Origin of the sequence: Streptomyces sp. NPDC002476 (assembly GCF_042889785.1) — a bacterium.
In the GTDB taxonomy this organism is placed as follows: domain Bacteria; phylum Actinomycetota; class Actinomycetes; order Streptomycetales; family Streptomycetaceae; genus Streptomyces.
The window spans coordinates 289395-315314 of the sequence record NZ_JBIARH010000003.1 but is presented as its reverse complement, the minus strand read 5'-3'; the positions used below and the strand labels follow the sequence as shown (position 1 = coordinate 315314).

General features: G+C 71.8%; 25 protein-coding genes and 1 pseudogene. 12 read left to right on the top strand and 14 right to left on the bottom strand.

What is annotated here, in order from left to right:
• Positions 1-93 precede the first annotated feature (93 nt).
• From ACFYXM_RS05265 to ACFYXM_RS05255, 3 genes are all read right to left on the bottom strand, one after another.
• Positions 94-1578: a cellulase family glycosylhydrolase gene (locus ACFYXM_RS05265; RefSeq protein ID WP_389287017.1), complete on the bottom strand. Its 1485-nt coding sequence runs from the start codon at positions 1576-1578 to the stop codon at positions 94-96.
• Between the two features lie 31 nt (positions 1579-1609).
• Positions 1610-2575: a zinc-binding dehydrogenase gene (locus ACFYXM_RS05260; protein WP_389287015.1), complete on the bottom strand. Its 966-nt coding sequence runs from the start codon at positions 2573-2575 to the stop codon at positions 1610-1612.
• 407 nt (positions 2576-2982) lie between these two features.
• Complete coding sequence (locus ACFYXM_RS05255; protein WP_389287013.1) at positions 2983-4209, bottom strand: NADP-dependent malic enzyme; 1227 nt, start codon at positions 4207-4209, stop codon at positions 2983-2985.
• A 528-nt stretch (positions 4210-4737) separates the two neighbouring features.
• Here ACFYXM_RS05255 and ACFYXM_RS05250 point away from each other — a divergent pair.
• From ACFYXM_RS05250 to ACFYXM_RS05240, 3 genes are read left to right on the top strand one after another with little or no spacing between them, the layout of a single operon-like run.
• A complete protein-coding gene (locus ACFYXM_RS05250) occupies positions 4738-5700 on the top strand; it encodes an ABC transporter substrate-binding protein (RefSeq protein WP_389287011.1) in 963 nt (320 codons plus the stop codon).
• A 27-nt stretch (positions 5701-5727) separates the two neighbouring features.
• Complete coding sequence (locus ACFYXM_RS05245) at positions 5728-6678, top strand: amino acid ABC transporter permease (protein ID WP_389287009.1); 951 nt, start codon at positions 5728-5730, stop codon at positions 6676-6678.
• 11 nt (positions 6679-6689) lie between these two features.
• Positions 6690-7442, top strand: a complete 753-nt coding sequence (locus tag ACFYXM_RS05240) for an amino acid ABC transporter ATP-binding protein (RefSeq protein WP_389287184.1) — start codon at positions 6690-6692, stop codon at positions 7440-7442.
• Between the two features lie 138 nt (positions 7443-7580).
• On the opposite strand, the gene ACFYXM_RS05235 is transcribed toward ACFYXM_RS05240, so the two are convergent.
• Complete coding sequence (locus tag ACFYXM_RS05235; RefSeq protein ID WP_389287007.1) at positions 7581-8342, bottom strand: class I SAM-dependent methyltransferase; 762 nt, start codon at positions 8340-8342, stop codon at positions 7581-7583.
• A gap of 87 nt (positions 8343-8429) precedes the next feature.
• On the opposite strand from ACFYXM_RS05235, the gene ACFYXM_RS05230 reads away from it, so the two are divergent.
• Positions 8430-9059 (top strand): CGNR zinc finger domain-containing protein, encoded by a 630-nt coding sequence (locus ACFYXM_RS05230; RefSeq protein ID WP_389287005.1) that lies wholly within the window; start codon positions 8430-8432, stop codon positions 9057-9059.
• Here the strand turns inward: ACFYXM_RS05230 and sodX are convergent.
• The gene (sodX, locus tag ACFYXM_RS05225; RefSeq protein WP_389287004.1) at positions 8963-9430 is read right to left on the bottom strand and encodes a nickel-type superoxide dismutase maturation protease; all 468 of its coding nucleotides are present in this window, start codon (positions 9428-9430) and stop codon (positions 8963-8965) included. The two genes, ACFYXM_RS05230 and sodX, sit on opposite strands and share 97 nt — an antisense overlap.
• 193 nt (positions 9431-9623) lie before the next feature.
• Between sodX and sodN the strand changes: the two genes are divergently transcribed.
• The 3 genes from sodN to ACFYXM_RS05210 all read left to right on the top strand — a co-directional run bounded on the left by sodN (position 9624) and on the right by ACFYXM_RS05210 (position 11570).
• Positions 9624-10019, top strand: coding sequence for a superoxide dismutase, Ni (sodN, locus tag ACFYXM_RS05220; RefSeq protein ID WP_073781898.1), 396 nt, complete (start codon positions 9624-9626; stop codon positions 10017-10019).
• 16 nt (positions 10020-10035) lie between these two features.
• The gene (locus ACFYXM_RS05215; RefSeq protein WP_389287002.1) at positions 10036-10350 is read left to right on the top strand and encodes a hypothetical protein; all 315 of its coding nucleotides are present in this window, start codon (positions 10036-10038) and stop codon (positions 10348-10350) included.
• Between the two features lie 740 nt (positions 10351-11090).
• Positions 11091-11570 (top strand): VOC family protein, encoded by a 480-nt coding sequence (locus ACFYXM_RS05210; RefSeq protein WP_389287000.1) that lies wholly within the window; start codon positions 11091-11093, stop codon positions 11568-11570.
• Positions 11571-11821: 251 nt separating this feature from the next.
• On the opposite strand, the gene ACFYXM_RS05205 is transcribed toward ACFYXM_RS05210, so the two are convergent.
• The 3 genes from ACFYXM_RS05205 to ACFYXM_RS05195 form a co-directional block, all read right to left on the bottom strand.
• Entirely contained in the window at positions 11822-12778 is a 957-nt protein-coding gene (locus tag ACFYXM_RS05205; RefSeq protein ID WP_389286998.1) for an NmrA family NAD(P)-binding protein, read from the bottom strand.
• A complete protein-coding gene (locus ACFYXM_RS05200; RefSeq protein ID WP_389286996.1) occupies positions 12775-13134 on the bottom strand; it encodes a DUF952 domain-containing protein in 360 nt (119 codons plus the stop codon). Before ACFYXM_RS05200 ends, ACFYXM_RS05205 begins: the two co-directional genes overlap by 4 nt.
• Before the next feature lie 345 nt (positions 13135-13479).
• The gene (locus ACFYXM_RS05195; RefSeq protein ID WP_389286994.1) at positions 13480-14433 is read right to left on the bottom strand and encodes a LysR family transcriptional regulator; all 954 of its coding nucleotides are present in this window, start codon (positions 14431-14433) and stop codon (positions 13480-13482) included.
• 243 nt (positions 14434-14676) lie between these two features.
• Between ACFYXM_RS05195 and snpA the strand changes: the two genes are divergently transcribed.
• Positions 14677-15345 carry a snapalysin gene (snpA, locus tag ACFYXM_RS05190; RefSeq protein ID WP_389286992.1) on the top strand — a complete coding sequence of 223 codons (669 nt, stop codon included), beginning with the start codon at positions 14677-14679 and terminating at the stop codon, positions 15343-15345.
• Between the two features lie 180 nt (positions 15346-15525).
• Here the strand turns inward: snpA and ACFYXM_RS05185 are convergent, their stop codons facing one another.
• The 5 genes and pseudogenes from ACFYXM_RS05185 to ACFYXM_RS05165 form a co-directional block, all read right to left on the bottom strand.
• Positions 15526-15885 (bottom strand): GntR family transcriptional regulator, encoded by a 360-nt coding sequence (locus ACFYXM_RS05185; protein WP_389286990.1) that lies wholly within the window; start codon positions 15883-15885, stop codon positions 15526-15528.
• Positions 15886-15887: 2 nt separating this feature from the next.
• Complete coding sequence (locus ACFYXM_RS05180; protein WP_389286988.1) at positions 15888-16868, bottom strand: DUF1648 domain-containing protein; 981 nt, start codon at positions 16866-16868, stop codon at positions 15888-15890.
• 598 nt (positions 16869-17466) lie between these two features.
• A pseudogene (locus tag ACFYXM_RS05175) lies at positions 17467-17730 on the bottom strand (hypothetical protein); the annotation flags it as partial.
• A 76-nt stretch (positions 17731-17806) separates the two neighbouring features.
• Complete coding sequence (locus tag ACFYXM_RS05170; RefSeq protein WP_389287182.1) at positions 17807-18829, bottom strand: family 2 encapsulin nanocompartment cargo protein polyprenyl transferase; 1023 nt, start codon at positions 18827-18829, stop codon at positions 17807-17809.
• Between the two features lie 286 nt (positions 18830-19115).
• Complete coding sequence (locus tag ACFYXM_RS05165; protein ID WP_389286986.1) at positions 19116-20522, bottom strand: family 2B encapsulin nanocompartment shell protein; 1407 nt, start codon at positions 20520-20522, stop codon at positions 19116-19118.
• 200 nt (positions 20523-20722) lie between these two features.
• Between ACFYXM_RS05165 and ACFYXM_RS05160 the strand changes: the two genes are divergently transcribed.
• From ACFYXM_RS05160 to ACFYXM_RS05150, 3 genes are all read left to right on the top strand, one after another.
• Positions 20723-21172, top strand: coding sequence for an RrF2 family transcriptional regulator (locus ACFYXM_RS05160; protein WP_389286984.1), 450 nt, complete (start codon positions 20723-20725; stop codon positions 21170-21172).
• 156 nt (positions 21173-21328) lie between these two features.
• Positions 21329-22525 (top strand): globin domain-containing protein, encoded by a 1197-nt coding sequence (locus ACFYXM_RS05155; protein ID WP_389286982.1) that lies wholly within the window; start codon positions 21329-21331, stop codon positions 22523-22525.
• Positions 22526-22635: 110 nt separating this feature from the next.
• Positions 22636-23544 carry a 1-aminocyclopropane-1-carboxylate deaminase/D-cysteine desulfhydrase gene (locus tag ACFYXM_RS05150; RefSeq protein WP_389286980.1) on the top strand — a complete coding sequence of 303 codons (909 nt, stop codon included), beginning with the start codon at positions 22636-22638 and terminating at the stop codon, positions 23542-23544.
• A 284-nt stretch (positions 23545-23828) separates the two neighbouring features.
• On the opposite strand, the gene ACFYXM_RS05145 is transcribed toward ACFYXM_RS05150, so the two are convergent.
• Positions 23829-25433: a Na+/H+ antiporter gene (locus ACFYXM_RS05145; protein WP_389286978.1), complete on the bottom strand. Its 1605-nt coding sequence runs from the start codon at positions 25431-25433 to the stop codon at positions 23829-23831.
• 36 nt (positions 25434-25469) lie between these two features.
• Here ACFYXM_RS05145 and ACFYXM_RS05140 point away from each other — a divergent pair, with 36 nt between their 5' ends.
• Positions 25470-25730 carry a UBP-type zinc finger domain-containing protein gene (locus tag ACFYXM_RS05140; protein ID WP_362019839.1) on the top strand — a complete coding sequence of 87 codons (261 nt, stop codon included), beginning with the start codon at positions 25470-25472 and terminating at the stop codon, positions 25728-25730.
• Positions 25731-25920 lie beyond the last annotated feature (190 nt).

The following is a 25920-nucleotide window of genomic DNA, read 5'->3' as shown; positions in this document are numbered from 1 at the left end:
GGGTCGTCCACGTACGCCCGGTACGTGGACGACCCTCCGCCTTGCGATGCACCGCACCGGACGCCGCGGGCCCCGCCCTTCGGGCGGACGACGCTACTTTCGAAACGCGCCCTGGGCCACCGTGACCGTGACACGGGAACCCGGCCGGGCCCGGACCAGCACCTGGCCGCCGTCCCTGCGCGCCCTGGCGTCACCGGTCACCGAGATCCGCCACGCCCCGGTCGCCGACGGCAGGGAGATCTCCGTGACGCCGCGCCGGCCGGCCGTGTAGGCGAGCCGGTAGACGCCGGCGGTGTCGTCGTACGTGTCGGAGCGGACGGTTCCGGCGACGGCGGGCGCGTACGGCGTGGCGGTGCGCTCCTTGTTCTTCGCGAAGGCACCGGAGGCGTCCAGGGCGCAGTATCCGCCGCCGTAGCACCACACCCACCCGGCCCAGCCGGAGCTGTAGCGGCTCAGCGAGGACATCGCGTCCCGGTAGAAGCGGCCCATGTTCGGGAGCGTGTTGTTGAGCGGGCCCCATTCGCCGACGACGATCGGGACGCGGTACCGCGCCGGATACCGGGTGACGGCGTCCTCGTACGCCTCGACCCAGCCGGCCGACGGGTCGTAGTCGCCCCCCGCCTCCATCGCGGCGTTGTAGAAGTGCGGTGAGTAGACGGTCCGTCGGTCCGCCACGGCCCCGAGCCCGGTGGGGACGCCCTCGCCGACGATGGGGGTGGGTTCGACGAACAGCCAGGTGGACCGATCGACCGAACGGATCGCGCGGGCCAGCCTGTTGTACATCGGGGTGATCTGCCGGGCCTCGATGCGGCGGGCGGCCGTCGCCAGATCCTCTCCCTCCCGCATCTCCCCCATCGGCTCGTTGATGAGGTCGTAGCCGATGACGGCGGGGTGGTGCGCATAGCGGGCGGCGAGCACCTGCCACATGCGCGCCTGGGCGCGCTGGAGGTCGGGGTCCTCGTAGAGGTGGGTGAAGGCGCGCTGCACGGCGGGCTCGAAGTACTCGGAGAACCAGTCGTCGGGGTGCGGGGTGAAGGGCAGCCCGTCGGTGCGGGTCGCCCAGGCCGGGATGCCCCGGCTCCCGAACGCCGGGCCGAAGACGTCCTGGTGGGCGTCGATGAGCACCTGGATGTCGTACTTCCGCGCCCAGTCCAGGATCCGGTCGATCCGGCGCAGATACGCGGTGCTGTAGTGGCCCCTGCGCGGCTCCAGGTCGTCCCAGAAGACGAGGAGGCGGGCGAGGCCGAAACCCCTGGCACGCAGATCGCGGAACTGCTTCTCGGTGATGGCGGACAGGGCCTGGTCACCGCTGTTCGCCTTGTCCGCGACGTTCCAGCCGCGCAGGGTGAGAACACGCCCCTGGTCGTCGGTGAGGCGGGGGATGACGTCGGCGGGCCGGTGGGTGCCGGGACGGTCCGGCGGCGCGGGGCGCGCGTCGGCGGCGGGGGCGAGCGCCCCCGCCACGAGCACGAACGAGGCGAGGACGGCGGTGACGGTCGAGGCGAGCACACGCCCCGTCCGCGTCCGGCCCCGTAAGCCCACCCGTCCCGGTGTTACCGCAGGTATCAGTTTTGGCATGCTCAGATAAGAGCAGGACGCCCCGTACACCTCAAGAGCAGGTGAGCACGATTTTTCCGAACTGATCGCCCGACGCCATCCGTTCGAACCCCTCGCGGGCCCGGTCCAGCGGCAGCACCTCGTCGATGACGGGCCGCACGCCGGTCGTCGCGCAGAACGCCAGGAGATCCTCCAGCTCGTCCTTGGAACCCATGGTCGAGCCGACGACCTTCAGCTCCAGGAAGAAGATCCGGGTCAACTCGGCATGCGAGGGCCGGTCACCGCTGGTCGCGCCCGAGATCACCAGCGTGCCGCCGGGGCGCAGCGACTTCACCGAGTGGGACCAGGTGGCGGCGCCGACGGTCTCGACGACCGCGTCGACGCGCTCCGGCAAACGCGCGCCGGGCTCGTACGCCGCGACCGCGCCGAGTGCGACGGCGCGCTCGCGCTTGGCCGCGTCACGGCTGGTGACGTGGACCCGCAGCCCGGCCGCCCGGCCGAGCACGATCGCGGCGGTGGCGACACCGCCGCCCGCGCCCTGGACGAGAACCGAATCACCGGGACGCACCCCGGCGTTGGTGAACAGCATCCGGTACGCGGTGAGCCAGGCGGTCGGCAGGCAGGCGGCCTGTTCGAAGGTCAGACCCTCCGGCTTGGGCAGCACGTTCCAGCTCGGGACGGAGACCTGCTCGGCGAACGTGCCCTGGTAGCGCTCGGTGAGGATGGAGCGCGGCTCCTTCGGGCCGACTCCGTGCCCGGTCTGGCCGATGACGGAGTGCACGACGACCTCGTTGCCGTCCTCGTCGATCCCGGCGGCGTCGCAGCCGAGGATCATCGGCAGCTTGTCCTCGGCGAGGCCGACGCCGCGAAGGGACCAGAGGTCGTGGTGGTTGAGCGAGGCGGCCTTCACCTTGACAGTGGTCCAGCCGGGACGCGCCTCGGGGGCGGGACGTTCACCCAGTTCAAGGCCGTCGAGGGGACGGTCGCGGTCGATGCGGGCTGCGTAGGCGGCGAACATGGCCCCGACGATAGGCCGGGGCGGCGGCCGGCGTAACCGGCCGCCGGTGTGACGCGCGCCGCGCCGCCCGGCACAGCCGCGGAAACCCGGAGGGACTGCAGGAAAGCACGGAAAAGGGGCGGACGGGCAGCGGGCCCGCCTCGGCCGCACCCCGCATCCGGGCACCCGCACCCGCACCGCCCCACGCAGCCTTCGGTGCCGGACCACGGTCCGGGACCGCGACCACGGTCCGGGACCGGGCCACGGCCCTGTACGGACCTCGGCCGGGGCCGGACCCTCGATCGGACCCCGGCCCCGACCCCGGATCGAGCCCCGGCCGAACGAGGCCCGGACCCGAACGGATCCCGGCGCCCGGCCCGAACGCGTCCCGATACCGGACCCGAACGGGCCACGCCCCGGTCCGGATCTCAGCGCCGGGCGACGCCCTCCGCGCGGGCCGCGGTGGCCACCGCGGCCGTCACCGCGGGCGCCACGCGCTCGTCGAACGGCGACGGGATCACGTAGTCGGGCGAGAGCTCGTCGCCCACCACGTCCGCCAGCGCGTTCGCGGCGGCGATCTTCATGCCCTCGGTGATCCGGGAGGCCCGGACCTGGAGGGCGCCCGCGAAGATGCCCGGGAAGGCCAGCACGTTGTTGATCTGGTTCGGGTAGTCCGAACGCCCGGTCGCCACGACGGAGGCGTACTTGTGCGCGATGTCGGGGTGGACCTCGGGGTTCGGGTTGGCCATGGCGAAGACGAACGCGCCGGGCGCCATCGACGCGACGGCCGCCTCGGGCACCGTGCCGCCGGAGACGCCGATGAACACGTCCGCGCCGGCCAGCGCGTTCTCCAGCGTGCCGGAGATCCCGGCCCGGTTGGTGATCTCGGCCAGCTCCCGCTTGACGGCCGTCAGGTCCTCGCGGTCCCGGCTGACGACGCCCTTGCGGTCGGCCACGGCGACATCGCCGAGCCCCGCCTCCAGCAGGAACTTCGCGATGGCGACCCCGGCCGCACCGGCGCCGGAGATGACGGCGCGCAGGTCACCGAGCTCGCGGCCGGACAGCTTCGCCGCGTTGCGCAGCGCCGCGAGGGTGACCACGGCGGTGCCGTGCTGGTCGTCGTGGAAGACCGGGATGTCGAGCCGCTCCTGGAGCCTGCGCTCGATCTCGAAGCAGCGCGGTGCCGAGATGTCCTCCAGGTTCACGCCGCCGAAGGACGGCGCGAGCCGGACGACGGTCTCGACGATCTCGTCCGCGTCGGTGGTCGCGAGCGCGATCGGCACCGCGTCGACCCCGCCGAACTGCTTGAAGAGGATCGCCTTGCCCTCCATCACGGGCAGGGACGCCTCGGGCCCGATGTCGCCGAGGCCGAGGACCGCGGTCCCGTCCGTCACGACGGCCACGACCTGCGACTTCCAGGTGTAGTCGTGGACCAGCTCCGGGTTCTCCGCGATGGCGCTGCACACCTTGGCGACGCCCGGCGTGTACGCGAGGGAGAGGTCGTCCTTGTCGCGGACGGGAACGGTGGCCCGCACGGCCATCTTGCCGCCGCGGTGCAGGGCGAAGGCCGGATCGAACGGCTCGTCGGTGGTGCCGTTGCCGGTACTGCTGTCAGTGGTGCTGTCGCTGCGAGGATTGACGATCTCCGCTGCCATGGTGTTGACCCCTTAAGTCTTTCATCGTTTGAGGGTGGCCACTCCTGGTTGAGGAGGGGTGGGCGGGCACCGCGTACGCACCCTGCGCCCGGCGGTTGGCCCGCCCCGGCAGGGGGGAGATACATACGCGCGGGGCGCGCCGCACACGCGCCCTGAGCCCCGGATGAGGGGTGTAAAGGTCTTTCTTACCGGACGGACCGCATTACGGACGAGTTCATGACCACGCGGTGACACGACTCATAGTCGAAAACCAGGACAAACTCAGCCGATCGACACACGACATCCACTGGTCCGGACACGCCGGAGATCCTCCGGCCCGCGAGGGGAGACTTCGGGGAAGGTCCGGCCCCGAAGGTCCGGAGCGACGAGATCCGGGGATCGCCCGTTATCTGATTTTGACATGCTCGGGCCACTAAAAGCACTGGTCAGAGTGGCAAGATGCCCTCACTATTCAGAGCGACGACACCTGAGAACAGGTGTCGTTCATCGCTCGGCAATGCCCCCTTCATCCGCTGGAGGATTCCGATCATGACCGCAAGCACCTTTGGCCGTACGGCCACGAAGTCCCGAATGGCGGCGGTCGGCACCATCGCGCTCGCCGGAGTCATGCTGCTGACCGCGTGCGGCGACCAGACCAAGAGCGGATCCAACAGTTCCGGCTCGACGAGGCCCGGCGGCACGGACTCCGCGGCCGCCGCGCTCCTGCCGCCGGAGATCAAGGCCAAGGGTGTCGTCAGGGTCGGTTCGGACATCGCGTATCCGCCGGTCGAGTTCAAGGACAAGTCGGGCAGGACGGTCGGCATCGACCCCGACATCGCCGCCGCGCTCGGCAAGGAACTCGGCGTGACGTTCCAGTTCGAGAACGGCACGTTCGACACGCTGCTCACGGGGCTGCGCTCCAAGCGCTACGACGCGGCGATGTCGTCGATGACCGACACCAAGGACCGCCAGAACGGCGTCGACTCCGAGACCGGGAAGAAGGTCGGGGAGGGCGTCGACTTCGTCGACTACTTCACCGCCGGGGTCTCGATCTACACCAGGAAGGGCGACGACCAGTCCATCAAGACCTGGGCGGACCTGTGCGGCAAGAAGATCGCCGTGCAGCGCGGCACCGTCTCGCACGAACTCGCCAAGTCCGAGGCGAAGAAGTGCCCGGACGGGAAGACGATCGCGATGGAGACCTTCGACAACGACCTGGAGGCCCAGACCCGGCTGCGCAGCGGCGGCGCCGACGCCGGCTCGTCCGACTTCCCGGTGGCCGCGTACGCCGTGAAGACCTCGGGCGGCGGCAAGGACTTCCAGGTTGTCGGCGAGCAGGTCGAGGCGGCGCCGTACGGCATCGCCGTCGCCAAGGGCAACGACCAGCTGACCAAGGCGATCCAGGCGGCCCTGGACGCGATCATCAAGAACGGCGAGTACGGCCGGATCCTGGCCAAGTGGGGCGTGGAGGCCGGTGCGGTGACCAAGGCCGAGGTGAACGGCGGATCCTGACCGATTCGGCGCTGAAAGGTTTCTTCCGTGACTGACATCAAGAAGACGGATCCGGCCGACCGGCCACCCGTGCCCCCCGCCTCGTCGGCCGCTCCGCAGTCGATCAAGGCCATTCCGGTCCGGCACTACGGCCGGTACGTCTCCGCCGTCGTCGCCATCGCGGGGCTCGTCGCGATCGTCCACGCCTTCGGCCAGGGCCGGATCAACTGGGGCGCGGTACCGGAGTACTTCTTCGACGACCGCATCATGACGGGCGTCGGCAAGACCCTGCTGCTGACCGCCCTGTCGATGGTGATCGGCATCGTCGGCGGTGTCCTGCTGGCCGTCATGCGGCTGTCGAAGAACCCGGTGACCTCGTCGATCGCCTGGTTCTACATCTGGTTCTTCCGCGGCACCCCGGTCCTGGTCCAGCTGTTCGTCTGGTTCAACCTGGGCCTGGTCTTCGAGTACATCGACCTCATGCCGATCTACAAGGACTACTGGTCGAGCTTCATGACGCCGCTGCTGACGGCGCTGCTCGGCCTGGGTCTCAACGAGGCCGCGTACATGGCGGAGATCTGCCGTGCGGGCCTCCTCTCGGTCGACGAGGGCCAGACGGAGGCGTCGCACGCGCTGGGCATGAGCCACGGCAAGACCCTGCGCCGTGTCGTGATCCCGCAGGCGATGCGGGTGATCGTGCCGCCGACGGGCAACGAAGTGATCAACATGCTCAAGACGACGTCACTGGTGGCGGCCGTGCAGTTCTACGAACTGTTCAAGTTCGCGCAGGACATCGGCCAGTCGTCCGGCGCCCCGGTCGAGATGTACTTCCTGGCCGCGGCCTGGTACCTGATCATGACCTCGGTGCTGAGCGTCGGCCAGTTCTACCTGGAGCGGCACTACGCCCGCGGCTCGACCCGCAGCCTGCCGCCCACCCCGTTGCAGAAGGTCAGGGCCGTCCTGCTGTCCCTGGGCCGCCCGAAGGGAGGCGTGGCATGAAGGCCACGGCCATGGTGAAGGCCGAGGGCGTCCACAAGTCCTTCGGCGCCGCGCACATCCTCAAGGGCATCGACCTGGAGGTCGCCCCGCGCGAGGTCTTCTGTCTGATCGGCCCGTCGGGTTCCGGCAAGTCGACCTTCCTGCGGTGCATCAACCACCTGGAGAAGATCAACGCCGGACGGCTGTACGTCGACGGCGATCTGGTCGGCTACCGCCAGAAGAGGGACAAGCTCTACGAGCTGAGGGACAGCGAGGTCGCCCTGAAGCGCCGGGACATCGGGATGGTCTTCCAGCGCTTCAACCTCTTCCCGCACATGACGGCGATCGAGAACGTCATGGAGGCCCCGGTCCAGGTCAAGCGCGAGGCGAAGGCCGTGGCGCGGGCCCGCGCCCAGCGGCTGCTGGACCGCGTGGGCCTGGCCGACAAGGCGAAGAACTACCCCTCCCAGCTGTCCGGCGGCCAGCAGCAGCGGGTGGCCATCGCCCGCGCCCTGGCCATGGAGCCGAAGCTGATGCTCTTCGACGAGCCGACGTCGGCGCTCGACCCGGAACTGGTGGGCGACGTCCTGGACGTCATGCGCTCGCTCGCGGAGGACGGCATGACGATGGTCGTCGTCACCCACGAGATGGGCTTCGCCCGCGAGGTGGGCGACGCGCTGGTCTTCATGGACGACGGCGTGGTGGTCGAGTCGGGCCACCCGCGCGAGGTCCTGACCAGGCCGCGGCACGAGCGGACGAAGTCGTTCCTGTCGAAGGTGCTCTGACCGGCCGGAACACCGAAGGGAGGGCGGTACGGGCCCGGCCTGGCCCGTACCGCCCTCCCTCATGTCAGCACGGACGAAGCCGCGACGGCCGCACCGCCCGCGCCACCGGCACCGCCCGCGCCACCGGCACCGCCCGCCTCACTTGACGGCGAGCACCAGGGTGTCCGACGGCGACGCCCAGACGGCGCGCGCCTCGCCGAACCCCGCCTCGCGCAGGGTGTCGGCGTGCCAGCGCACCGACGGCATGTCGCCGTCCGCGTGCTCGCCGTAGATCCTGAACCGCTCGGCGGTCGGCCCGGCGAGCACCGGGTCCTTGGCCGCGAGGGCCCACCAGTCCGCCCAGTCCACGGCTCCCGCGGCCTTGGCCCGGTCCATCCCGGCGTGCCGGTGCGCGCGCTCGGCCGCGTTGATCCGGGGCGTGTCGGTATCGATCATGTGATCCGCGTTCATGAACACCCCGCCTTCCCTGACGAGCCCGCCGATCCGCCGGTAGAGCGCGGCGAGCGGCTCGGTGTGCAGCCAGTGCAGGGCGGTGGCGGTGAGGACGGCGTCGTACGAGTCGTACGGCAGCCGCCCGGCCCAGTCGGGGTCCTTGAGATCGGCGGTGACGAACGTGACGCGCTCGTCGCCGTCGAAGTACCCGCGGGCGATGGCGAGCAGCGCGGGGTCGAGGTCGACGCCCGTACTGGTCGCCTCCGGGAACCGCTTGAGCAGCCGGTCCGTAATACTTCCCGTACCGCATGCGAGGTCGAGGACGCGCGGCCGGGGCCCCACGAAGGCCTCGACCATGTCCAGCATCACGCGGAACCGTTCCTCACGGTCGGGCATGTACCACTCCTGCTGCCGGTCCCAGCTCTCCTGCCAGGCCGCCCAGTCGGTGTGCGCGGTCGTCTCCGTCACGAGATACCTCCATGTAATACCCTGGTACCGAAAATGCCCGTTACAGCGTTCGCGCAAGACTTTAGACCGACCCTGTAAGGACTACAAGTGGAACTGGCCTATTACTCGGACTACGCCGTGAAACTGGTCAACACCGAGGAGCCGGCCCGCAGCAAGGACTCCCTCACCTCGGCCGAGGCGGTCCGGGAACTCTTCGGCGCCAACCAGCAGGCGGCCCGGCGCGCCACCGACGCGGACGTGACCCGTTTCCGGTCCGTACGGGCCCGCCTGCGCGCGGTCTTCGAGGCGGCCGACGGCGGCGACGAGACGCTCGCCGTCGACCTGCTGAACTCCCTGCTGCTGGAATTCCCGGTCAGCCCGCAGATCTCCGGGCACGATGTGCGCGACGTGGACGGCAAGCCGGACTGGCACATGCACCTGGCGGACCATCCGTCGAACGCGACGGCCGGGTACGCGGCCATCGCCGCGATGGGGCTCGCGTTCCACCTCACCTCGTACGGCGCGGACCGGCTCGGGCTGTGCCGGTCGGCACCGTGCCGCAACGCCTACCTGGACACCTCGACCAACCGTTCCCGCCGCTACTGCTCGGACCGCTGCGCGACCCGCGCCAACGTGGCCGCCTACCGGGCCCGCAAGCGCCTGGAGACGGAACGCGCCGCCGAGACCGGCCGCACGGCGCGGACCGCCCAGGCGAGCACCCCGCGCAGCGTCCGCTGATCCTGCTTCAGCGGCCGGTACCTCACCCGTGCCCGGGCCAGCACGAACTCCTCGGGCACCGTCCCGTAGTCCGTGCTGTCGCCGCCCGCGAACGTGTTGTCGGCCAGCACCCACCAGCCGCCCCGGCGCCGCTCGACGGCCCGCTTGACGATCAGCAGGTCCTGCTGGAACGGGTGGCGCAGAATCACCACGTCCCCGGGGCGCACCGTCGCCCCGTAGTGCACGAGCAGCCAGTCGCCGTGCTGGAGCGTGGGCACCATCGACGGCCCCGTCACCTCCACCACCTGGAACGGCACGCGTCCCGTCGGCCCCCGCCCGGACCGATCCCGCATCGGCTCAGGCACGTCCGGCACCTCCGGCACCTCCCTCATCTCTCCGGCACCTCCCCGCTCCGTCCAGCACCAGGATCCACCACACCGTCCCCTACAGCGTTCCGTACTCTCGGCCACCGGGCGCACGCCCACCCCGGACTTTTGGCCTAAGCCCCCGGGGCCACCGACGAAATCCGGTCTCTCACGGAGTAATGTCCCACCTGAGAAGACGATCACGAGGAAGGACAGCTCCATGCTTTCCCGCCTGTTTGCCCCCAAGGTGAAGGTCAGCGCCCACTGCGACCTGCCCTGCGGCGTGTACGACCCGGCCCAGGCCCGCATCGAGGCGGAGTCCGTCAAGGCCGTCCAGGAGAAGTACCAGGCCAACGAGGACCCGCACTTCCGGGCCCGTGCCACGGTCATCAAGGAGCAGCGCGCCGAGCTTGCCAAGCACCACATCTCGGTGCTGTGGAGCGACTACTTCAAGCCCCCGCACTTCGAGAAGTACCCGCAGCTGCACCAGCTGGTCAACGACGCCCTGAAGGCCCTGTCGGCCGCGAAGGCGTCCACGGACCCGGCGACGGGCCAGAAGGCGCTGGACTACATCGCCGAGATCGACAAGATCTTCTGGGAGACCAAGAAGGCCTGACCTTCGGTCATATCCTTTGACCCGCGACTTCCTCGGTCGCCGGGTCCTCCTGACCGCACCCGGTCCGCGGGCCGCCGAGCACGGCGTCCACGACGGCCCGGGTGCGGTCTTCTTCGCCAGGCCGCGGGTGGGCGCGGATCCGCAGCCTGATGACGGCGGACGCATGCCCGAGGACCGGCCGGACCTGCTCGACGCTCGCACCGCGGGCGACGAGGGCGGGGCGCGGAAGTGCCGCACGTCGTGGGTCACCACGTGCGGCAGCGCGACGGACTTGCGCCCCTCGCGCTCGGCCGCCTCGTCCTCCTCCGCCTGGAGTGCGCGGCGAGCGTAGTTCCTCCGCGCCTCGAACCCCTTCATCCTCCCCGCTGGCATGCCGGGGCCACGTCGCAGCAGCGAGGACGGTCTCGCCGGGACCGACGTCCAGGACCCGGTGTGCAACGGTCGGCCGCGGAGTCCGCCGTGCGGCGCAGAACAAGGCCGCTCATCGATGCGACTCGATGGCACCTGACTTCGAGTCAACTCCTGCCCAGGCCAACCGGAAACGACCCCCGACCACCTGAGCGGCCGCCCCAGACACTTGGGAACACCATCCCAACTCCTGCTCGACGCCTTATCGTTCCCCGCACAGGTGCGGTCGGCCCCGTCCGCAAGACCCGAACCGGCCTACTTGTCACCCCGATTGTGAACGCGGTTCGGACAGCCGGTACCTTCTCGATCAACGTCGGGAGGCACCGCGTCGCCATCGGGCGGCGCGGGGATTCGGCGTCGCCTCGGTTCGGCGATGAGGCACGGCTCATGGACCGCCGAAGCCCGCCCCGGACATCCCGGCAGGAGCGGTGCGACCCGTTCGGTCACGGCGAACACCTGGGCGAAGAACGGAAGATGTGACCAGCGCTCGACGGGGCGCTCGGCGCGTTGACCGCCTTCTCGAACGCGTTGCCGGTGATGATGACCGTGCCGACGTGATTTCCGATGCCTCCAGTGCGCGACCGACAAGTCCCCTGGGCGGGATCGGTCGATATGAGTGGACATGCGCATCCGGCGGGTATGCGCTCACGACAGGAGACAGGGATGACCACCGAGGGCTTCACCACGTGTCTGTGGTTCGACGGGCAGGCCGAGGAGGCGGCGGAGTACTACCTCTCGGTGTTCGGGAACTCCCGTCGCGGCAGGACGGTGCGGTACACGGAAGCCGGGCCCGGACCCGCCGGGTCGGTCATGACCGTCGAGTTCGAGATCAACGGCCAGAGGTTCATCGGGGTGAACGGCGGACCGGAGTTCACGTTCAACGAGGCCGTCTCGTTCCAGATCGGCTGCGCGGACCAGGACGAGGTGGACTACTACTGGAGCCGGCTCACCGATGGGGGCGAAGAGGGGCCCTGCGGCTGGCTGAAAGACCGTTACGGCGTCTCCTGGCAGGTCACCCCCGACCTGCTGACCGATCTGCTCGCCGATCAGGACGCCGCGCGGGCCGCGCGGACCACCGCGGCGATGATGACCATGAAGAAGCTGGACATCGCCGCGCTGCGGAAGGCGCACGACGCGGGCTGAGGCGCGGCGGGGGAACGGGCCCGACGACGGAGCCGACAAGGGCGTGTCGATCCGCGGGCCCGGACCCGCCGGCCACAGGCGCCCGAGCCCTCCGCGCCGTCGACGCATCAGCTGAACGCGCCACGGCTCGCCGGGCCCGGGGCGGCACCGGACGTCGCGCGCGTACGGCCGTGGGGCCCCGGGGCCCCACGGCGCTTCCGTACGCAGCGTCTCGTGGCCCTCCGCCCCGTTCCGGCTCCGGCGCGTCGCGATCAGTCCGGCACCAGCAAGTGCCGGTAGCTGTCCGGATGTTCGCGCAGATAGGTCGCCAGGTCCGTCGCCGGGTGACCGGTGAGGGCCGGCACCGCGTCCGAGACCGCGGACATCTCGCCGGCCGCGATGGCCTCGTACGACGTCACCCAGCCGGTCACCTCCCAGTCCTCGGCGCCGTACCGCGCCCGCGAGGCGTACGCCTCCTCACGGGTCTCCGGGACGTAGGTGATGGTCCGGCCGGTGGCCCGGCCGAGCTGTTCGGCGGCCTCGGCGAGGGTGAACGCCTCGGGGCCGGTGAGGTCGTAGGTGGCCCCGTCGTGGCGGGTCGCGTCGCTCTCGGTGTCGGCGAGGAGGACGGCGGTCGCGGCGTCCGCGATGTCCTCGTGCGCCACCGCCGCCACCCTGCCGTCGCCGCCCGGACCGCGCAGGACGCCGTCGGGGCCGGTCATCGCGGGGAGCGCGGCGAGGTACAGGCTGTCGCGCAGGAAGGTGTGGCGGATGTCGGCGACCCGGATATGCGCCTCGGTGTGCCAGTGGTCCCGGGCGAACGTGAACGTGGCGTCCGGCGAGGCGCCGAGGAAGGAGACGTACACGATCCGTTCGACGCCGACGGCCACCGCCGCGTCCACGGCCGTCATGTGCTCGCGGACCCGGTCGGGGCTCTCGCGCGCGGAGACGAGGAAGAGGGTGTGCGCCCCGGCGAGGGCGAGGCGCATGGCCTCGCCGTCCCCGTAGGAGGCGGGCGGCGCGGCCACGGCTCCGGGCAGTTCGGGCAGCCGGGACAGGTCGCGGCTGAGCAGCCGTACGGGGACTCCGGCACGCGCGAGGCGTCGTGCGACACGTCCGCCGACGGCACCGCTCGCGCCCGTGACGGCGACGACGGGCGGGGCGGATGGGCCGCCTGAGGCCGAGGGGCCGGCGGAGACGGTGCGGGCGGCGCGGTCCGAGGGATTCACGCGTGCTCGCCTCCCTCGCGCGGCCAGGGGCGCACCTCCACGACGGCGTCCACCGGGACCGGTCCGTAGATGTGCGGGAAGTCCTCGCCGCCGGGCACGGCGGGTTCGTACCGTACGGGGACCGGCAGCCGGTCCGGGTCGATGACGAGGACCACCAGGTCCTGGTCACTGGCCCCGGCCCGGCTCCCGGCGCCGTACAGCATCTCGGCCACTCCGTCGAGCTGGTGCGGCAGCGAGCAGTGGATGAATCCCTCTTCGTGCAGGGTGCGGCCGCGGGTGGACATCTCGTACGTCCCGATCCCGCGGGCCGCCTCCCACAAGGGGCCTTCGGTGAGGTGCAGCAGCAGTTCGGCCATGGGCCAACGCTAAGGGCTGTCCCGTGATCCATGGTGGATCAGCGCGCGTTCAGAGCCCCTATGAATATGGGCGAGTAGAGGCAGATGCGAGCCGGGTCCGCACACGTCCGTGCGGGGCACGACGGACACACGCGAGCCGCCGAAGGCGTGGCGAGCGTGCACGCGGGTGGTGGCGAGCCCCTGTACGAGTGACCGGTGGCACGCCCGCGGGTGACGGTCCGTACGCCCGCCACGGGTCACCGACGGCGCATCCGCCGGTGACGGTCCGTAAGGCCACCACGGGCCACCGGTGGTACGCCCGCGCGTGACGGGTGCGGGCTCACGCCCGGGCCGGGCAGCCGTCGTTCACGGTGAGGCGACGAGCGGGCTGCGGTTGCGCAGCAGCCACTGGCGGTACCCGGCCGCCCGGTGGGCAGCCTCACGGTAGGCCGCCTCCAGCTCCGCGTACACCGCCCCCATGTCGGCGCCCGGCCGGGACACCAGCAGCAGCCGTACGGCGAGGGGGTCGTCGCGCAGGGGGCGGATGGCCATGTCGTCGCGCGGTCCGGACGTGGGCTGGCACGGGGCGACCGCCTCGCCGAGCACGACCAGGGACGCGGCGGTGAGGTAGTCGCCGTGCAGGACGGTCGGTGCGAGCCCGGCCTCGTCGAGCACCCGGCGCAGCCCGTCCCACTCGCCGTCCACCGTGGGGTCGACCATCCAGCGGTCCGCGGCCAGATCCCCGAGGTCGACGACGGGCCGGGCGGCGGCGGGATGGTCCCGGGCCATGCAGACGAACTGCGGTTCGCGGTCCAGGAGCACGCGTTGTGTCAGCCCCTCGGGGACGGTCAGCGGGCAGCCCTCGACCTCGTGCACGAACGCGACGTCGAGCCCGCCGGCATCGACCGTGCGCAGCAGGGCGCCGGCCGACACGTCGACGCGCAGCGAGATGTCCGTGTCGGGCAGCCGGAGCCGCAGCCTGCGCAGCCAGCCGCCGATGACCCGGCTCGCGGTGCTTCCGATACGCAGCCGGGAGCCGGACGCCCGAACCGCGTCGGCCTCCGCCTTCGCGTCGCTGACCAGGGCGGTCATGCCGTCGACCAGGGGGCGGGCCCGGCTGAGCACCGCGCGGCCGAGCAACGTAGGGCGGCAGCCGGTCCGTTCGCGGCAGAACAGTTCGGCGCCGAGGGTCTTCTCGATCCGCCGCAGCTGGGTGGTCAGGGAGGGCTGGCTCACGCCCAGCCTGCGGGCGGCTTGGTGCAGGCTGCCCGCGTCCGCTATGGCGCACAGCGCCCTGAGGTGTCTCACCTCAAGCTCCATGCCGTCGAGCGTAGGGCGGCGGGCAGCCGTCGCACCAGATGCCCGAACCCCTTCAAAGTCCGTGAATTCACTGCGAGTTGACCATACGGCCGGGGTCGGTGCCGGATCCGGTGATAGGGCGGGACTATCGCCGGTTGACATCATCCGCCGGGGCTTCCGCTCCCCGACACTCTCTCCGTACCGCTCCCGTCCGATTCCGTTCATCGGACGGTCCCTCACATCGGTAACCGGTAGGAGACCCCCATGAGACACCCCAGGACCGTCATGTCGGCCGTGGTCGGCCTCGGCTTCGGGCTCGCGGCCGCGCTGGGCACCGCACCCGCCATCGCCTCCTCCCCCGCTCCCGCCCCCGCCGCACCGGCGGCCCAGGCCGGCTACACCGCGCAGGCCGGTTCGCACGAGGACGCCGCGGCCAACAAGGCGTTCTTCGAGGCGGTCGTCAAGTCCGTCGCCGAGAAGCGGGCCGCGAACCCGGGCGCCCAGGCAGTCACGATCGTCTACAGCACGGCGAGCGCGCCGAGCTTCCGCACCCAGATAGCCAGCAGTGCGCAGATATGGAACAGCTCGGTGTCCAACGTGCGGCTCCAGGAGGGCTCGAACCCCGACTTCAGGTACTACGAGGGCAACGACTCGCGCGGCTCGTACGCCAGCACCGACGGACACGGGAACGGATACATCTTCCTCGACTACGCGCAGAACCAGCAGTACAACTCGACCCGTGTGACCGCGCACGAGACAGGTCACGTGCTCGGGCTCCCGGACCACTACTCCGGTCCGTGCAGTGAGCTGATGTCCGGCGGCGGGCCCGGCACGTCCTGCACCAACGCCTACCCCAACGCGACCGAGCGCAGCCAGGTCAACTCGCTGTGGCAGTTCGGCTTCGCGGCAGCCCTGGCGCGCCAGTCCTCCTGACGGACGGCCCGGACCGGACGGACGGCCCGGACCGGACGGACGGCCCGGACGGCCGGTCCGGCTGACCGGCGACGAGCGGGGCCATCCCGTAGGACGGGGTGGCCCGCTCCCGCCGTCGGCCGGACGGCGGTACGGTCGCGGGAGAGCCGGGCGCACGCGGGCCCGGCACGGACGGCCGCCCTACGGCTGGTTGAGCGCGCCACGGACCAGGGCGAGCAGTTCGTCCTCCGTCAGACCCAACTCGCGTGCGTCGGAAACCACTTCGCGTACCCGCTCCAGCAGCCGGGCACGGTGCGGGGAGACGCCGCCGGTGACGACCGCGCCGCGCCCCCGGCGCAGTTCGATCAGCCCTTCCTCGCGAAGCTGCTGGTAACCACGCAGTACGGTATGGACGTTGACCCCGAGGGACTCGGCGAGGACCCGGGCGGCGGGCAGTCGCTCGCCCGAGGTCACCGTGCCGTCGGCGACCGCCCGGCGGACGGAGGCGGCGATCTGGTCGCCGAGTGGCACGGTGGACGTGGGATCGACCCTGAAGAGCATGGTCAGCGTTCCGCCCGTCGCTGGTCGATCAGAGCGTCGAGGAGCGCGGCGGCGGTCGTCGAGTCGTCGACGGTCACCGCGAACTCCCGGCCCCCGGCCAGGGTCGCCACGACGCCCTCGCCCGAGCGGACCATGAGCCCACTGCGCGCGGGCCGGATGCGATAGCCCCATCCACCGTACTCCGCGAGGGGGTTGATGTCCCGGCTGACGGCGGACTCGATCCGGTCGAGCGGCACCCTCAGCCGCGGCCAGGGCAGCATGCCCGAGATCGTGATGCCGCGCCGGTCGACCACGACGTACGGCCGGGCGAAGACGATCAGCAGCACGCCGAGGACCAGCGGCGGAATCGCGGCCGGCCAGCCCGAGGTGAGCAGCAGTACGACCCCGCCGGCCACGAGCGCGAACGCGAGCAGCGGCGTCCACCAGCTCCCCGCGCTGCGGGCCCATCCTGCGACCTCCCCGTCGGCGAGCGTGATCCGCGGGCCGTCCTGCGCCCGCACCGTCCCCGGGGGCTCCGGCACGGGCAGGAGCGTCGCCGCCGCCAGCCCCAGCCCACCGGCGACCGCGGCGACCGCCAGGGCCGCCACGAGCTGCCACATCGGGAACGACACACCCTGCGCCTCCCCCTGCGCGTTCGCACCGGCGTCCACACTGGCCAGCAGCGTGGCGGCCATCAGCCAGCCCAGGAACCCGGCGAAGGCGTAACCGGCGGCGACCACCAGGTGGTGGGCCCGCCCGTAGAACTTCCCCCGCACGAACGTCAGGGTCCACAGCACGCCCGTCGTCGCGAACAGCACGGAGCCGCCCACCACGTGCCACTCCCGTCCCATGTACCGGTCCGCCCGGCCGTCGGGGCGGAAGTGACCGGCGATCTGCTCGGGAATCCGGTCCCGGAGGACGACGAAGAGCACCAGCTCGACCACGAGCGCCAGCAGGAACGGCAACGCGACGACGACCGCGCCGCCCAGGTTCTTACGCTTCATGAAAACCTCCATTGTTCGCATGATAGTAGAACAATGGAGTGGCGGGGAGGAAGCCCGAGGGGCGGAGGAACGTCTCGACCGGGCCTCGCCGCGGAGCCCGTACCGTCGGTCGCGGCCGGTCGCGGCCCTTGCGGTTCGTACGGTGGCGTGAGGCGGGGCGCCCCCGGCCCACGGGGTGGCGGGGCAGCGGGGCGCCGGGGGAAGCCGATACGGCACCGGGCGGCACCGGTACGGCACGGCGGAACGGAGGCGCTCCGCCCGGTCGCGCCCGGGCCGCCCGGCACGGCCGGGGAGCGGAGCGCCGAGGGCCGGTCGATTTAGAGGTCGCGCGCGTAGGTGGGGCGGGGGAAGGAGCGGGGCGAGGGGCAAGCCGGGCAAGGCGGAGGAGGGAGGTGACGCGAAGGGGGCCCCTCCCACGCCTTTCGGGCCATGGGGGAGTCGTCGACCGACGACAACGCCGCCGGGCGCCGCCCATCGCCCCGCGACGCCGACCCACCTATCCGCGCGACCTCTTACCGAGAAGTCACGGCGGCCGGGCTCTTCCAGCCCGTTTCAGACCAGTTCAGGACAGTCGGTCGCGGTTCGGAACGGCGCCGGATCAGGCCAGTTCCAGGGGGAACGCGCCCCGGTGCCCGGTACCCGCGCCCTGCTCCGGCCGGGGCTCGTACTCGCGACAGCTCCAGATCTCCTGGACGAGCCCCGTCCGCCGGTCCCACAGCTCCCGGACGGCCCCCTCGTCGGCCGCCTCGCGGTAGGCGTCCTTGACACGACGGAAGCAGGCGAGCCCGCCGGACAGGCCCCGGCCGGAGGCCGGAAGGTAGTCCGAGAAGGCGCAGGCGATGCAGGACTGTAGCCCGTGCCCATGACAGTCGCCCCGTCACCCTCCGCTCCGTCCCGCGGGCCCCGTGACCTCGGCGCCCCTGCCGTTCCCGCTGCCCTCAGTGCGTACGGCGGGTGACGAATTCCGCCAGGGTCAGGAGGTCACCGCCCCGGTCCGGATCGGGCACCGCGCGCGAGAGGTGGTGGAGCGCGCGTGCCATCCGATCCGCCGCGCACACCTGGGCCCAGTCCCGGCCGCCGGCCCGTTCGATGGCGTCGGCCGCACGGTCCACCTCCGCGGGTGTGTTCATGGATCCCCGGTAGAGCGCGGCGAGTTCGGCCGCGGCGGGCGTGCCGGACGTCAGCGCGGCGACCACCGGCAGGGATTTCTTGTGGGCGGCCAGATCCGCCCCCACGGGCTTCCCGGTGCGCTCCGGATCTCCCCAGATCCCGATCAGGTCGTCGATCAGCTGGAAGGCGAGGCCCGTCTCCCTGCCGAATCCGTCCATCGCGCCGACGGCCCGCTCCCCGGCACCCGCGTACAGCGCCCCCAGCGCGCACGCGCAGCCGAGCAGGGCGCCGGTCTTGGCCGTGGCCATGGTCAGGCACTCGTCCAGCGAGACCTCGTCCGGCCCGCGGTCCTCGAAGGAGCAGTCGGCCTGTTGCCCGGCGCAGAGTTCGACGACGCAGGTCGACAGCCTCGCCGCGGCACGGGCCGCCACCGGACCGTCGTCCTCCGCGAGCAACCGCTGGGCGAGGGCGAGCATCGCGTCACCGGTGATGATCGCGGCCGGGATGCCGAACACCGTCCAGGCGGTGGGGCGGTGACGGCGCGTCCGGTCCTCGTCGATCACGTCGTCGTGCAGCAGGGTGAAGTTGTGGACCAGTTCCACGGCGACGGCCGCCCGGACCGCACGCCGCGGGTCGCCGCCCAGCGCCCGGGCGGCGGCGAGCACGAGCGCGGGCCTGATCGCCTTGCCCGCCGCCCCGCCGGAAGGGGTGCCGTCGGCCCCCAGCCAGCCGAAGTGGTACATAGCGACACGACGGATCGATCCGGGCAAGGAGTCGATGGCGGCGCGCAGTCGGGGATCGACGAGCGTCCTGGTCCGTTCCAGGAGAGCCGCGGCCTCCGGGCCCGGCATCACAGCAGCGGGCTCCGGAACCGGTGCGGCCGAAACGACCGGACCGCCGCCGGAGACCGCGGAAGCGACCGGACCGCCGCCGCGCGGGGCCACGGACACCGCCGGAGCCGCGCCGTCCAGGCTCATGAGAGGGGCCGGACGGTCGTCGTCCGGGGTCCGGGGGGTGGGTGAGGGGATTGCGTGGTGCGTCTTCACTGAGGCGTCGTCCTCCCGATGCCGCCCCGGGCCCGACGGCCCGGGGCGGAGGTTGTCCGGGGCCCGGCTCCGCCGCCCGGCCCCCGAGCGGCTACCGCCAGCGGCTGACCTCGACGTTCTCCAGGACGCCGAGCGCGTCCGGCACGAGGACGGCCGCCGAGTAGTAGGCCGTCACCAGGTAGGAGATGATGGCCTGCTCGTCGATGCCCATGAAGCGGACCGACAGGCTGGGCTCGATCTCGTCGGGGATGCCGGACTGCTGGAGCCCGACGACGCCCTGCTCCGCCTCGCCCGTCCTCATGCAGATGATCGACGTGGTCCGGGCGTCGGTGATCGGAATCTTGTTGCACGGGAAGATGGGCACGCCCCGCCAGGCCGGTACGTGGTGTCCGCCGACGTCCACGCTCTCGGGCACCAGACCGCGCTTGTTGCATTCGCGACCGAACGCCGCGATGGCCCGCGGGTGGGCCAGGAACAGCTTCGAGCCGCGGCGGCGCGAGAGCAGTTCGTCCATGTCGTCCGGGCCGGGCACGCCGTCGTGCGGCTGGATCCGCTGCCCGTAGTCGCAGTTGTGGAGCAGGCCGAACTCGCGGTTGTTGACCAGCTCGTGCTCCTGGCGCTCGCGCAGCGCCTCGACCGTCAGCCGCAACTGCTGCTCGGTCTGGTTCATCGGCTGGTTGTAGAGGTCGGCGACCCTGCTGTGGACCTTCAACACGGTCTGCGCGACGCTCAGTTCGTACTCGCGCGGCAAGACCTCGTAGTCCACGTACGTGTGCGGGATCACGGCCTCGCCGACATGGCCGGCGGAGAGGTCGATCGCCGCCTCGCCGTACTTGTTGGTGCGCTGCTGCGGGACGCCGAGCAGTCCGGTGAGATGCGCGCGGAGCGAATCGGCGCGCTCGGCGAGGTTCAGGACGTCCGCGCGGCTCAGCGTCAGTACCGTGCACGCGGTGAGCGCACGGGCCGTGTACTCCCAGACGGCCTCGCCGTCGACCAGGGAGCGGTCACCGAAGTAGGCCCCGTCGGCGTGGACCCCGAGCACCGTCTCGCCGCCGTACTGACCGGTGCCGATCTTCTCGACCTTGCCGTGCGCCAGCAGGTGGACGCGATCCGCCCGGTCCCCGGCGGTGGCCAGCACCTGCCCCGCGGCGATGTCCTGCTGCTCGCACCGCCGGGCCAGTTCACCGAGCACTTCCTCGTCGTCGAAGTCGCGGAGCGCGGGGAGCTCTCCGAGTTCGGCGGGGATGACCGCGACCCGGTCACCGGTCTGCACGAAGGTCACCCGGCCGTCCCCCACCGAGTAGCTCAGCCTCCGGTTCACCCGGTAGGTGCCGCCCTGCACCTGCACCCACGGCAGCATCTTCAGCAGCCACCGCGAGGTGATCTCCTGCATCTGCGGGGCGGACTTGGTGGTCGTCGCGAGGTTCCGCGCCGCCGCCGTGCCCAGACTCTGCTGCGCCGGCAACGTCACGTGCCGAACCTCTTCACCAACGGACATCTGTCGTCCTCTCGAATGACTCTCGAATGATCGGCTGACCAGCGCGAAGAAGCCTTCCAGCACCCGAGGGCGGCGCACCATTACACAAAAGAGTGTGACTAATTGGGGTTTGGACTGGGCACGACGCCCGTCGGTCCCGGTGGGCGCCGACGGGCACTCTTAAGTTGCACCCCGGATGCAACTTATCTACCGTGGCGGTCATGCGGCTGACGAAATTCACCGACGTGGCGCTTCGCGTGCTGATGCGCCTCGCGGTCGTCGAGAACGAGGATCCGCCGACCACCCGGGAAGTGGCGGCGACCATGCAGGTGCCGTACACCCACACCGCGAAGGTCGTCGCCAGGCTCCAGCACCTCGGTCTCGTCGAGGCGCGCCGGGGCCGCGGCGGCGGGCTCAGCCTCACCGGGGCCGGCCGCTCCGCCTCGATCGGCGGAATCGTCCGGAAGCTGGAGGGCCCGGGCGACGTCGTGGAGTGCGAGGGCGCCACCCCGTGCCCCCTGCGCTCGGCCTGCCGGCTGCGCGGAGCCCTGCGCCAGGCGGAGGAGGCCTTCTACGCCTCGCTCGACCCGATCACCGTGGACCAGCTCGTCGCCTCGCCCACCGGGCCCGTACTGATCGGCATCAGCGGCATCCGGCCGGCCCCCGACTGAACCGGCCCGGGCCGCCACCGCGTGCCCGCACACAACCCCCGTCCCGCACCCCGAGAACTCTGGGCACCACCTGCCCGGATACACGCTGCCCAAAAATACGAATCTGAAATACCAATTCCGATTCCCATCGGGACCGAAGAGACCAAGGAGTCATCGATGCTGTCCGAGACGTCGACCGCCACCGTCCGCGCCACCCTCCCCGCCGTGGGAGCGGCCATCGGGGACATCGCCGACCTCTTCTACCGCAAGATGTTCACCGCCCACCCGGAGCTGCTGCGCGACCTCTTCAACCGCGGCAACCAGGCGTCCGGCGCCCAGCGCCAGGCCCTCGCGGGCTCCATAGCCGCCTTCGCGACCCACCTGGTCGCACACCCGGACACCCGCCCCGACGTGATGCTCGGCCGGATAGCCCACAAGCACGCCTCGCTCGGGGTCACCGCCGACCAGTACGACATCGTGCACAGGCACCTGTTCGCCGCGATCGCCGAGGTGCTCGGCGACGCGGTCACTCCCGAGGTCGCCGCCGCCTGGGACGAGGTCTACTGGCTGATGGCGAACGCGCTGATCTCCCGCGAGGCGCGGCTGTACGCGGAGCAGGGCGTGGCCGCCGGTGACGTGTGGCGCGAGTGGGAGGTGGTCGGCCGGACCGAGGAGACTCCCGATGTCGCGACCTTCCGCCTCCGCCCGGCCGACGGGGAGCCCGCGCCCGCCTTCCGCCCCGGCCAGTACGTCTCCGTTCAGGTGGAACTCCCCGACGGGGCACGGCAGATACGCCAGTACAGCCTCTCCAGCGCCCCTGGGTCGGCGCTGCGCTCGATCACCGTGAAGCGGGTGCACGGGGGCGGCTCCCCGGACGGCGAGGTCTCCTGTCATCTGCACGCGAAGGTCGTGGCCGGCGACCGGCTGCGGGTCTCCGCCCCGTACGGCGACCTCGTACTGGACGACGCCGACGCCCCGCTGCTGCTCGCCTCGGCCGGAATCGGCTGCACCCCCATGCTGTCGATGCTGGAGCACCTGGCCGCGACCGGCCACCGCGCCCCGGTCACCGTCGTGCACGGCGACCGCTCCCCCGGCGACCACGCGCTGCGCAACGACCACGTGACGCTCGCCGACAAGCTCCCCGACGCCGCCACGCACTTCTGGTACGAGCACCCGGAGTCCGGCCACAGCGCCGACCGCACCGGTCTGGTGGATCTGGGCGACTTCACGATCGCGCCCGGCACCCACGCCTACCTGTGCGGCCCGCTGCCCTTCATGCGCGCCGTGCGCACCCAGTTGCTGGCCAAGGGGGTCCCGGCCGCCGACATCCACTACGAGGTGTTCGGCCCCGACCTCTGGCTCGCCCAGGGCTGAACACGGCCGGCCCCGGACGCCCCGCCGACGCGGCCCCTGAGGGGCCGGCGGCGGGGCGTGCGCCCGCCCCACGACGGCGGCCCCCGGCCCGGGCCTGGTCAAATGGACGGGTGAACCGTCCCCCGGACCCCGAAGCGCTCCTGCGGCCCCGGCTGCCTTCCCCGCTGGAGGAGGTCCACGACGACCGCTTCGCCCGCCGGGGCGTACGGCTGCTGCTCAAGCGGGACGATCTGATCCACCCGGATCTGCCGGGCAACAAATGGCGCAAGCTCGCCCCCAGCCTGCGGGCCGCCGCCGGGCGCACCGTCCTCACGTTCGGCGGGGCGTACTCCAACCACCTGCGGGCCACCGCCGCCGCCGGACGGCTGCTCGGCTTCCGCACCATCGGGGTGGTGCGCGGCGACGAACTGGCCGGCCGCCCCCTCAACCCCTCGCTCGCCCGGTGCGCCGCGGACGGGATGACCCTGCGCTTCGTGGACCGCGCGACCTACCGCGCCAAGGCCGACCCCGAGGTGCTGGCCGGGCTGCTGGGCGCTCTCGGGGAGAGCGACCCCGGCGAGTGCTTCGTCGTCCCCGAGGGCGGCAGCAACGCCCTGGCCGTGCGGGGCTGCACCGAGCTGGGGCGCGAGCTGCGCGGGCGGGCCGATGTGGTCGCGGTGGCCTGCGGCACCGGGGGCACCCTCGCCGGTCTCGCCGCCGGTCTGGCGCCGGGGCAGCGGGCGCTCGGCGTCCCGGTGCTGCGCGGCGGCTTCCTCGGCGAGGCGGTGCGGGAGCTGCAACGGGAGGCGTTCGGCGGGCCCGAGGGGACGTGGTCCCTGGACGAGCGCTTCCACTTCGGCGGCTACGGCCGTACGGCCCCGGAGCTGCACGCGTTCGCGGACGACTTCGAGCAGCGGCACGCACTGCCCGTCGAACGGCTCTACGTCGCCAAGCTGCTGTTCGGGCTCACCGCGCTGGCCGAGGAGGGCGCGTTCCCGGCGGGGGCGACGGTCGTGGCCGTCGTCACGGGCCGCCCCTGAGGTCCGGGCGCTGTCACGCCGTGGATCGGGGTGGGCCGATCGCTGTTCGCTGCGGATCGGGGTGGGCCGATCGCGCCCGCGCGGATCTCCCCCGCCACACCCGCCCGGATCTCCCCCGCCACACCCGCCCGGATCTCCCCCGCCACACCCGCCCGGATCTCCCCCGCCACACCCGCCCGGATCTCCTCCCACCACACCCGCCCGGATCTCCTCCCACCACGCCCGCCCGGATCTCCTCCCACCACGCCCGCGCCGCGCGCTCACGCCGTGCCCGCCCCGCGCGCTCACGCCGTGCCCGGCTCCTCCCGGTAGGCCGCCGCCTCCTCCAGGTCGAGCCGTCTGAGCAGGGTGCGGAGCATCTCGTCGTCGATCCGCCGCTCGTCCCTGAGCCGTACGAAGACCTCGCGCTCGGCTTCCAGCGTCTCCCCGGCCAGCCGCCGGTAGGTGTCGTCCGCAGACTCCCCGGTCACCGGGTTGGCGGCGCCCAGCCGTTCCCACACGGCGTTGCGGCGCCGTTCCAGGACGGCGCGCAGGCGGTCGGTGAGCGGCTCCGGGAGTGCGTTGCGGGGGTCGGTGAGCAGGGTGTCCAGCCGGGCCTCGGCAGCGGCGGACGCCTCGCTCTGCGCCTGGGCCTCGGCCAGGGTCTCGGCAGTCGCGTCCCGGCCCGGGAGTCTCAGCGCGCGCACCAGCAGCGGCAGGGTGAGCCCCTGGACGACCAGGGTGCCGATGACGGTGGTGAAGGTCAGGAACAGCACCAGGTTCCGGGCCGGGAACGCCTGCCCGGCGGTCGTGAGCAGGGGGATGGAGAACGCGATGGCGAGCGAGACGACCCCGCGCATCCCGGCCCAGCCGACGATCGTCGGCGCCTTCCAGTCGGTGTCCGGTTCGCGCTCGCGGATCCGTTTCGACAGCCATCGGGGCACGAACGCGGCCGGGAAGACCCAGACGTAGCGGACCACGACGACGGCCGCGAACACCGCCACCGCGTACCAGAGCGCGTCCGCCACGGCGTACGCGCCGAGCCCCCTGAGCACGAAGGGCAGTTGGAGCCCGATCAGCGCGAAGACCGCCGACTCCAGGACGAACGCGACCATCTTCCATACGGCCTCCTCCTGAAGCCGGGTCGCGAAGTCGACCTGCCAGGCGCGGTGGCCCAGGTAGAGCGCGACGACGACCACGGCGAGCACCCCCGAGGCGTGCACGCGCTCGGCCACCGCGTACGCCACGAAGGGGATCAGCAGCGACAGCGTGTTCTGCAGCAGGGCTTCCCCGAGGTGGGTACGGAGCCAGTGCAGCGGCACCATCAGTGCCAGGCCGACGACGACCCCGCCGACCGCGGCCACCAGGAACTCACCGATCCCGGAGCCCCAGCTCATGCCCTCGCCGACGGCGGCGGCCAGGGCCACCTTGTACGCGGTGATCGCGGTGGCGTCGTTCACCAGGGACTCGCCCTGGAGGATCGTCGTGACCCGGCCCGGCAGCCCGACCCGCCGGGCGATCGCGGCGGCGGTGACCGCGTCCGGCGGGGCGACGACCGCGCCGAGCACCAGCGCGGCGGTGAGCGGCAGGCCGGGCACCACGAGGTAGGCCAGCCAGCCGACCGCCACGGTCGCGAAGAGGACGTAACCGACGGAGAGCAGCGCGACCGGCCGCATGTTGGCCCGCAGATCGAGGTACGAGCTGTCGACGGCCGCCGTGTAGAGCAGGGGCGGCAGCATCAGCGGCAGCACGATGTCCGCGTCCAGGGTGTACGAGGGAACCCCCGGCACGTACGAGGCGATCAGCCCCACCGTCACCAGGAGCAGGGGCGCCGGCACGGGGGTGCGGCGGGCCGCCCCCGCGACGGCGGCACTCGCCGCGACCAGCGCCACCAGAGGCAGTACATCCATGTCCACGGTCCTCGCATCCGTCGTAACCTGACCATCATGAGTGACTGCTCGCACGTGCTCGCGCTGCCGCACCCCGAGCCGGAGCCTCTGAGCGGGACCTGCCCGGAGTGCGTCGCGGCGGGCACGCAACCCGTGCATCTGCGGCTGTGTCTGGTCTGCGGCCATGTCGGCTGCTGCGACTCGTCCCCGCTGCGGCATGCCACGGGGCACTTCGAGGAGACCGGTCATCCGGTGATGCGGAGTTTCGAGCCGGGCGAGAGCTGGCGCTGGTGCTATGCCGACGGTTCGATCGTCTGAGGCCCGGGTACGTCAAAACGGCGCCGGTTGTCCGTAATTGATCGCCGCAGACCCCTAGGCACCGTGTGTGGTCATTGACTTACCATGAGTGACAACCATGGGCTGGGTCCTGTTCGAGCCTGATCCGTCGCCGGACCCCGGGGGTTCGGCGACACGGCATCATGGATCGCGATAGCGTCGCCGGACCAGA